This is a genomic window from Sphingopyxis sp. NFH-91 (genome assembly GCF_021401285.1).
Classification (GTDB): Bacteria; Pseudomonadota; Alphaproteobacteria; order Sphingomonadales; family Sphingomonadaceae; genus Sphingopyxis; species Sphingopyxis terrae_A.
This window is the reverse complement of sequence record NZ_JACBGA010000025.1, coordinates 1-4,980: the sequence shown is the minus strand read 5'-3', so window position 1 is coordinate 4,980 and position 4,980 is coordinate 1. Positions and strand designations below refer to the sequence as shown.

3 protein-coding genes and 1 pseudogene are annotated in these 4,980 nt (G+C 62.4%); 3 read left to right on the top strand and 1 reads right to left on the bottom strand.

Annotated elements, in window-relative coordinates; all coding sequences use genetic code 11:
• Nucleotides 1-1,855, bottom strand: a pseudogene (locus tag L0963_RS19435) (hypothetical protein); the annotation flags it as partial.
• Between the two features lie 1,106 nt (nt 1,856-2,961).
• On the opposite strand from L0963_RS19435, the gene L0963_RS19430 reads away from it, so the two are divergent.
• The 3 genes from L0963_RS19430 to L0963_RS19420 form a co-directional block, all read left to right on the top strand.
• On the top strand, nt 2,962-3,978 hold the full coding sequence (locus L0963_RS19430; protein WP_234181450.1) for a hypothetical protein: 1,017 nt from the start codon (nt 2,962-2,964) through the stop codon (nt 3,976-3,978).
• Nucleotides 3,979-4,053: 75 nt separating this feature from the next.
• Complete coding sequence (locus L0963_RS19425; protein ID WP_234181448.1) at nt 4,054-4,773, top strand: hypothetical protein; 720 nt, start codon at nt 4,054-4,056, stop codon at nt 4,771-4,773.
• A partial coding sequence (locus L0963_RS19420; protein WP_234181446.1) for a hypothetical protein occupies nt 4,773-4,980 on the top strand: 208 nt, incomplete at its 3' end. The genes L0963_RS19425 and L0963_RS19420, both read left to right, overlap by 1 nt.

Genomic DNA, 4,980 nt, shown 5'->3' with positions numbered 1-4,980 from the left:
CAGCAAACTGTTCCCGCCCGTTGTGATGGATGGGACGATAGTCATCACGGCGAACATCGCGCAAAGTCGTCGCCTGCTTCGGCGCGACGGGAGCAGTTTCGTCGGCGGAAATATCATATTCTCGCGGCAGTTCTGCGCGCGGTGAGAGCCATGCGGGCACCGGCTGTGGTTCGCGGCCAGGTGTGATCTCGCCCAGCCCCACCATATCGAGTCCGCGTGCGCCGAGCGATGCAATGGTCGGTAAGGGCTGATCGAGCGCGCGAGGCGGCGACAGTGCAAACTCCTGGTCGGCCTCCCGTTTGCGGCCTGACGCGACTTCACGGGCTGCCTTAATGCGGAGATCGCGCAATTTGATCCGCCGCCCCATCTCGGGAGTGTCGCGCCAGCGCCTCACCGCCTTTTGCAGCCAGGCGCTTTTGTCGACGAGATTATCATCATCCAGACCTGCCGGCCCGCGCTTGGCCAGCAACGCGCCGACTTGGGCGAGTTCCTTCTGCTGGGCATCGCGGATCGCCGGAAGCCGCTTTCGATAGGGCGCGGCATTCAGATCGACGCCGTGGATCAAATCCTGAGGATCGTCGGCCGGGAGGACCACGAGGTGTCCGTCGACGTCGCTGAGCAGGAGCGGCGTCTCGGCGATGCGCTGCATCACCGCATTGGGGTCGAGGATGGTTTGAGTGCGGGGCTCACGGGACAAAATTGCGTCGATCACGCGGGTCGGCTCTGCATTCTGGACCGCAAGACCCAGGTCTTGCTCGAGGCGCTCGCGAAGATCGGCAGCGCTGCGTTCAAGAAGCATCGCCTGCTCGCGGCGCTCGGCCATCGCGGCCTGTTCAACGACCAACTCCCGTTCGAGTTCATCGAGATAGGCTTCGGCCTCGTTACCCCGCCGGGTCCACGCGTGCGACAGGTAGGTATCGTGTCCGTCCTTCCGCGCCTTGTCTGCATAGCCCGGAGCAAATTGCGCAACGATACGCGGATGGCTGCGCGCCATAGCGCACAGCGTTTCGATCTCGGCGGCCTCAGCGCGCAGCCGGATCGCGGCATGCTCGCGATCGCGAAGCTCGCGCGCGAGCCGGTCCAGCCGGTCACGCTCATCCGAAGTGCGGACTTCGCGCACGCGCGCTTCGCGAAATTCGAAAGCGGTATCAGCATTCGCCAAATCCGCCTCGCGCTTCGCCACGTGCTGCGCAAGCACGCGCGCCCAGCCGATCGCTGCATTGTCGAGCGACACATCCGGCGTATCTCCCGCGCGTTCGAGTACGGTGGCCTTGCCGCCGACCTTACGCATGGTTTGCGCGTCGAGCCCCATCTTCGCATAGGTTTCTGGCGAGAGCCGATAGTCAGCGTCAGTGGCCTTCAGTTCGACGTTGACGAGTCGCGCGATCTCGCAGCGGAACGGCTTCATGAAGCTGGTCGCGATTTGCGGCACGACGTGGGCGTCGAACGCCAGTTCACCGTCGCCATCGATGGACACCGCACGCTTACCGACCTGGAAGTGCAGGTGCCAGTTCGTCAGGTTATTGAGCGCGTCGGGTTCATGCCGCACGAACAGGGCGGGCACGACCCGATTTGCGTCAGCATCGCCGCTTTCGGATTTGGCGAGCGATTGCACCCAGGCGTTCGCACCGACGAGAATGCGTTCGTGCGCCGCGCCATCGAGATCGGCGGGCAGCTCCGCCTCGCCCGCAATGACCGCATAGCTGCCGCGACCTTCGCTGAGCTTCACCGGCGGATCCGCATCCGGCCAGCCGGGCAGCGCCGCGAGCCACTTCAGCGCGGCAGGCGCCTCCGGATCGATCCACGGCACACCAACCGACTGGCGCTTTTTGCCGAGCGCCTTGCCGCCATCCACCCGCCTCTGCTCGGCGTTGAGAATGTGACGCAGACCTTCGGGACAATCGGCGCGAAGCGCAGCGCCCGCCAGAAACGCAGGCGCGATTTCATATCTGATGTTGAGACGCGGCGGTCCGGCGGATTTATTCTTGCGCCGACCGAACTCATGCGCTTCGAACGCGTCCCACTGCCTGGCTCGCTTGACCGGATCCGGATCGAGCGTCGTGACGAGGACCTGGCGATCGTCATGGCCATGATCCTGCGTGTAGCGGTCGAACGTCGCAGCGGGCCGCTCCTCTGCCGCCATTTCCGGCTCCGCATTCGCATCGCCGATCTTACCGGTCGCATAATCATCGAAGGCGGCCGCCGCTCGCTCGCGGGTGACGTTGCGCGCCAGGTGGAAGCTGCGCTCCCCCGCCACGCTCGTCAGCCGCGATATGTCCGGCACGCTCGGAATGCCGAACCAGGCGCGCCGGGCAGGAGCCGCCTTCCCGCGCTCCCAGCGCTGCGCGGAATCGAGGCTCGCTCGGACCTTGCCGCGCAGGAGCCCCAACGGATCATCGAGTTCGGTCTCCGCCAGGTCGAGCGGCAAGTCGCGGATGATCCGCTTTGCTGCGCGCCTGCGAAAAGTTCCGATCGGATCCATGATCTCCAGTCCACGCTTCCAGGGCGGGCTGCGCCCCTCCCACCAGCCCGCGGCAGGCGCCCGCTCGGGAAGTCCCGAGCGAAACCGACCTTCCTAATCCGAAGGATATCATGTTGCTGCTAACTTCCACAATCGAAGAATGGGAGGTTAGCCTATTGCGCAAAACAAGTAAGCCCGCATCGAATATAGCTTACATCTTCGGGAATCTCAAAATCTCCTGTGCTGGAAACTCCATCGATAATGTAAGGGGATTTTCATTTCACCATACACGAAAATGGCGGATGTAAGGTGAAACAGACTTCGCCTTACACCGAGATATCGGTGACAAATAAACCACCCGTCTGCGATATTTCCACATGCGAAAGTAACGGTTATTGTGGAGATACCCTCGACATTCCAATAGATGGTAGCCCGCCCGATTCGTCAGGCCTCCGCGAGATTGTTTGCGAGGCCCGGTCTTCTCGGTGCGGGAGGACGATTTGGATTACCTTGACGACGCTCTTGATGCCATTGGTGATCTATTGTGCGAAGCGGCGTTCGCCGGTTTCGACGCCGCGGTGGATCAGCACCAGAAATCGCGGACGATGGGCGCTGAACTGCGCGGTCGCGCTATCGCGCTCGCGTTACTCGGACCGAAATTTAACCGGCTAGCGGAAGAAATCATCGGTGAGGCTGTCCGCAAGACAGCAGCGCGTTACAACGCTTACCTGCGCCACCCGCGGTATCGCCGCGACGCGCTCGTGGTCGAACTCGAGGACGCTCAGAAATCTCTCCACGACGCGATCCTCAACACGTCCGGAATGGGGCCGGCGCTGCACGCCTTCTACCTTGCCATCGCTATTATCCGGGTTCGGGCCATCACAATAGCGATTGGGTCTGAATGCATCGCCGAACCGGTACCGTCGGGTCAGAACAAGAAAAGGGCACCCTCGCTCCGTCGCCGCAAGATTACTGCGGTCGATATTCCAGACGATATTGCGGAGATCCTCCTTAACTCGACGAACGGGCCAGAGCATTGGCTCGTTGCGATCACCAATCTCGCGGCCATTCGCGGTACCGCTCTCGACGTCGGCGCGATCGCGACAAAGCTATCAGCTCTCGCCGAACTCGATGATGGACCTGAAATCTTCAATCAAATCATCACGCGGCTTCGCTCAGCGGGGTACTCGCGCGAGGCAAACGCCGCAGCAGCCGATCCAGCCACGTTCCGGACAGCGTTAAAGCAGCTCCCCGAGCCGCCGCCTGCTCCCTTGCCTCCTACCGGTCCGCCGCTCACCGCCCCCTCGCGGCAACAGCCCGCTGCAACCGCACAACACGCCAACAAGGCGACATACAGTCCTTCGACGCCGTCCCCGCAACGGGCGGGGAATGAATCCGCGGCGCCGGGTCGCGGAGCGGATCTCGCCGCGAGATTTGCCGGGCGAGCACGATCGCTGGGCGACGCCCGGCTACGTCTTGCCGAGGCGCACGCCAAGCACGGCAGGCCCAAATCATGACCGCAAATTTCACGCGGGTAGCCGCACCCCTGCGGCCAGGCGACCAAACTATTCAACGCAGAAAGGAAGTGACCCATGGCGACCAAAGAACAGGTTGAGGAGCACCGGCGCAAGCGCCTCATGCTTTACGAGAAGGAGAAGGGCGGCGTCGGCAGCACCGGCACGCTGGCAACATTTGCACATTCGCTCATGCACCGCGGCATTCCCGTCATCTTCATCGAAGCGAGCCTGTCGCAGCGCGACATCGAACATGCCTATGGCAATCGACATCGCGTCGAGCCGATCGACCTGGGTGACGAATCCGATCAGGAGAAGCTCATCACGATCATCGATGACGCGCCCGATGACGCGTACATCCTCGTCAACGTTCCCGGCGGGCGATTTGAGGATCTTGATCGGGTCCACGAGTTTCTCCGCTTTGCGATTGAGGATGAAGAAGACCCGCTCGATATCCACGTCGATATCATCTGGACTATGGGCCTCGATCAGGCGTCACGCGCGACGCTCGATGCCATGCTCGCCGGTGACCCGCCAGGCCGCGTGCTGCTCAACCTCCCGGCCTGGCACGGGCCGCCCCAAAAGTTCGTGCTCGTTGACGCCGAGCTTCTCGCTGCAGTCGAAAAAACCGGGGGCGATGTCTTCTGCTGTCCGGCGTTGCCCGAGCACATCTACGACATGTTCCGCACCGGCAACATCGGACTCGATCAGATCGATGCGGGCCTATCGCGGGGAACCCGCGCGCGCTTTCGTATGTGGCAGCGCGATGTCGAAGACGCGCTGGGTGGGCTGTTCTGATGAGCAAGATCTCGAACGTCGCCGGGCTCTACCAAGCGATATACCACCGGGACCCGCCCCCGCAAACGCTGCTCCATCTGCAAACCATGGAAGCTATATTCGGGCTGCAGGACGACGAGCTTCTAACGCAAATTGTCGTATGCAATTTGGGTATCGCCGACCAGGTGGAAGCCGTGCTCAAGAAGCGCAGCGTCGAAGAGCAGGCGT